The sequence below is a fragment of the Microvirga tunisiensis genome, assembly GCF_009296175.1.
GTDB lineage: Bacteria > Pseudomonadota > Alphaproteobacteria > Rhizobiales > Beijerinckiaceae > Microvirga > Microvirga tunisiensis.
On sequence record NZ_VOSK01000512.1, the window covers coordinates 1 to 3397 of the forward strand.

Sequence of the window (3397 nt, forward strand, 5' to 3'; positions counted from 1 at the left end):
CTATCTGGCGCGAAACGGGTTTACTCACATCCCGGCGCCGGCACAAAACGCCAAAACCCTCACAGGCGCTTCAGCGATGCTTGGTATACGCACTCTGCCATGCCGTGTGATGGGCTAAACTCGAGCTGAGGGGCGATCAGGAAAACACTGAACGAAAGCCGCGATGCCTTGAGGAAGCGTTCCGCCACGCCTCTCATGCCTGTGATGGGTGAGGTCAGTTCAGTCGGTGGCGCGGGACCGAACCCGACATCATCCTGCGCTCGTAGGCCAATGCCGCCTGGACAGCGAGCCAGCGCTCCTCCGCGGCGGCAAGCCTCGTGGCCGAGTGCTTGTATGCCTTCAGGGCGGCCTCCTCCTCGCGGAAGAGATGCTCGAGCGGACGGAAGGACTGGCGCCGGAAGGCGTCGTCGAGAACGCCGTCCAGCCTCTCCCGGATCGTCATCAACCTGTTCCTCGCTGCCTTGCAGTCGCGCTGGACCCGTTCGAGTTCCCCGAGGGTCTCGGCAAGCGCCGGCAGGCAGACGAGTTCGGCTATCGCCCCATGTCCATTCTCCGTCGCATCGGTCCGTCGTCGCAAGGAGTGGAGTCCGCTCGCATCTCGATCAGGCGATTCCGGAGTGGAGTGCCCAGAATGCGGATCCAGCCTAGCAGGCGCCTGCGCGGGACTAAATCGGCGGTTTCCCCGAAATTCCGGTAGGGAATGCCTGACCGATCCGGCTTTCTTTCTCGCCCTTCGACGTTCCTCGCAGCGACATCTCTCGGGAATCATCCCGCCCTGGTTCAGGTGTTTCCCCAGTGGTCAACGTTCCGGAATGGGAGGAAACTACGGTCCAGGCGGTCGCGACCGATCCACGAGCATGCACGATCCGGATCTCGATGCGCCGTCATCCGGGCATGCCTCATGACCGGACCGCCTCATCGGGATGCCGTTCCGCCGCCCAGGAGCAGGTCATGGACCTCCACAACAGTCACAACATCCACCGATGCGTCGCCGAGGGGATCGGCACCTTCTGGCTCACCTTCGCCGGCTGCGGCAGCGCCGTGATCGCCGCGGGCTTTCCCGAGGTCGGCATCGGGCTGCTCGGCGTCTCGCTCGCCTTCGGCCTGTCGGTCGTGACCATGGCCTATGCCATCGGGCACATCTCGGGCTGCCATCTCAACCCGGCCGTCACAGTAGGGCTGGCTGCCGGAGGCCGCTTCCCGAGGCAGGACATCGTGCCCTACATCGTGGCGCAGGTCATGGGCGCCATCGTGGCAGCCGCGGTTCTGTACACCATCGCCGTCGGGGCGCCGGGATTCGATCTCGCCAAGGGCTTCGCGGCCAACGGCTACGGCGCGCATTCGCCAGGCAGCTACAGCCTGCTCTCCGGCCTCGTGGCCGAGGTCGTGCTGACGATGATGTTCCTGTTCATCATCATGGGCGCCACCCACGGCAAGGCCCCGGTCGGGTTCGCCCCCCTCGCGATCGGTCTGGGCCTGACGCTGATCCACCTGGTCGGCATTCCGATCACCAACACCTCGGTGAACCCGGCCCGCAGCACAGGGCCGGCCCTGTTCGTCGGCGGCTGGGCGCTGGCGCAGCTCTGGCTGTTCTGGGTCGCGCCGCTCATCGGCGGTGCGCTGGGTGGGATCCTCTATCGCTGGCTCAGCGAGGAGCCGTCGGCGCTCGTCACGGGAGTGACCCCGGCGACGCCCGCCGAGTAGCGGGATTCGCCGCCATGGCCCTGATCGAACGGGCGTCATCGCCCGGCACGGGACCGGCTTCCCTTCCCGGGTGGCCATCGGAATGCAGGTTTAACAGGAGGACACGATGAGCATCTTCGGCCGGATCAAGTCCGCGATCTTCGGCTCCGCGGTCGCGAAGGAGTCGGCGACGGAGTCTTCGCCGACACCAGCCGCCGCAGCACCGCCCGTGCAGGAGGCTGCCGCCTCGGCCCCGGCGACCGCGTCGGCTGCGGGCACGGCCGCACCGATGGCGCAGGTCGACGTCGAGGCGGTGCTGACGAACCTCGCCGCCCGGAAGGGGCAGCAACTCGACTGGCGCAAGTCGATCGTCGACCTGATGAAGCTGCTCGATCTCGACAGCAGCCTCGCCGCGCGCAAGGAACTCGCGAATGAGCTGAACTATACCGGCGACACATCCGATTCCGCATCCATGAACGTCTGGCTGCACAAGCAGGTCATGAGCAAGCTCGCGGCGAGCGGCGGTAAGGTTCCCGACGATCTTAGGACGTAAGCGACGCGGTTGAGGGCACGATGAACGTCATCGACATTTTCGCCTGGATCGTGCTTGTCGTGCTTGTGGGAACGCTGATGGCGGTCTTCGTGGCGCTCGGGACGATGCCGGGCCGCATCGCGAGGAAACGCGGGCATCCGTGGCCGGCGGCGGTGATCCGCAACTCGGTGCAGATCGTCCCCTCCGTCGCCGGGGAGGTCATCGACGTGCCCGTCGCGGCGAATACCCCGGTCAATGAAGGCGACGTCCTGTTCCGGATCGATCCGACCACCTATCAGGCCTGGTCCAGGCCATCGAGGCGCAGCTCAAATTCGCCGAGCTGCGCCTCGGCCAGTTCTCCGAGCTGCCGCGCCGGGACACCGGCCGGGCCTTCGACGTGTAGGAGCGCGAGTCCGAAGTCGCGCAGCTGCGCGCCCAGCTCGACGGCGCCCGGTGGAATCTCGACCGGACCACCGTGCGGGCGCCGGCTACGTAACCAACCTCGCGCTGCGCAAGGGCGCCCGCGTCACTGGACAATCCCCGGTGATGGCCTTCATCGACACCTCGGAGACCATCTTCGGGGTGGAGATCCCGCAGATCAGCGCACGCTATGTCGAGCTCGGGCAGCCCGTGGAGATCACGTTCAAGACCCTGCCGGGAGAAGTCTACCCCGGAAAGGTGGAGACGGTCTTGCAGGCGATCGCCACCGGACAGTCGCAGCCCGGCGGCCTGGCCGTCATGCCGACGGAGGTCCAGGCGGCGCCGTTCATCGTCCGGATCACGCTCGACGACCCGGAAGTGGCGCGCCGCCTGCCAGCCGGGAGCACGGGTCTCGCGGCGATCTTCACCGAGCATGTCAAGGCGAGCCATGTCATCCGCAAGGTCGTGCTGCGGCAGAGGGCGACCCTGAACTACGTCAATCCGTTCTGAACCCAGCCTCCGTCCAATGGCGGCCATTCTTCATCTTCACCTCGCCAGCGACGATGGACGAAGGTTCACCGTGCACCAAAGACAGGACAGAGGGGCGATCTACCCGGCCCCGAATTCGTCAAAGGCTGCTAATGGGATGGTCCGGCCGTGCTTCTGCCCCGCTTGTTCGTAAGCTGTGGGGCTTCGAGCCACGCAAGGAGCACGTCTCATGTCACGGTCTTCTTTCTCTGCCGCCATTGCCACCCTGGGTAT

At 65.9% G+C, this 3397-nt stretch carries 4 protein-coding genes and 1 pseudogene; 4 read left to right on the forward strand and 1 reads right to left on the reverse strand.

The window, feature by feature from the left end:
• Window positions 1–214 precede the first annotated feature (214 nt).
• Complete coding sequence (locus FS320_RS40350; RefSeq protein WP_152718111.1) at window positions 215–577, reverse strand: hypothetical protein; 363 nt, start codon at window positions 575–577, stop codon at window positions 215–217.
• A 374-nt stretch (window positions 578–951) separates the two neighbouring features.
• On the opposite strand from FS320_RS40350, the gene aqpZ reads away from it, so the two are divergent.
• The 4 genes and pseudogenes from aqpZ to FS320_RS51485 all read left to right on the forward strand — a co-directional run bounded on the left by aqpZ (window position 952) and on the right by FS320_RS51485 (window position 3145).
• Window positions 952–1704, forward strand: a complete 753-nt coding sequence (gene aqpZ / locus FS320_RS40355) for an aquaporin Z (RefSeq protein WP_152718115.1) — start codon at window positions 952–954, stop codon at window positions 1702–1704.
• A 106-nt stretch (window positions 1705–1810) separates the two neighbouring features.
• Window positions 1811–2236, forward strand: a complete 426-nt coding sequence (locus tag FS320_RS40360) for a DUF3597 domain-containing protein (protein ID WP_152718113.1) — start codon at window positions 1811–1813, stop codon at window positions 2234–2236.
• Between the two features lie 77 nt (window positions 2237–2313).
• Window positions 2314–2583 (forward strand): annotated as a pseudogene (locus tag FS320_RS51480) (hypothetical protein); the annotation flags it as partial.
• Between the two features lie 85 nt (window positions 2584–2668).
• Entirely contained in the window at window positions 2669–3145 is a 477-nt protein-coding gene (locus FS320_RS51485; protein WP_476738993.1) for an HlyD family secretion protein, read from the forward strand.
• The last annotated feature ends 252 nt before the right edge of the window (window positions 3146–3397 follow it).

What these genes read in the sequence shown, in the direction of transcription:
- aqpZ (WP_152718115.1), top strand. Translation starts at nt 952, where the DNA reads ATGGACCTCCACAACAGTCACAACATCCACCGATGCGTCGCCGAGGGG.
- FS320_RS40360 (WP_152718113.1), top strand. Translation starts at nt 1,811, where the DNA reads ATGAGCATCTTCGGCCGGATCAAGTCCGCGATCTTCGGCTCCGCGGTC.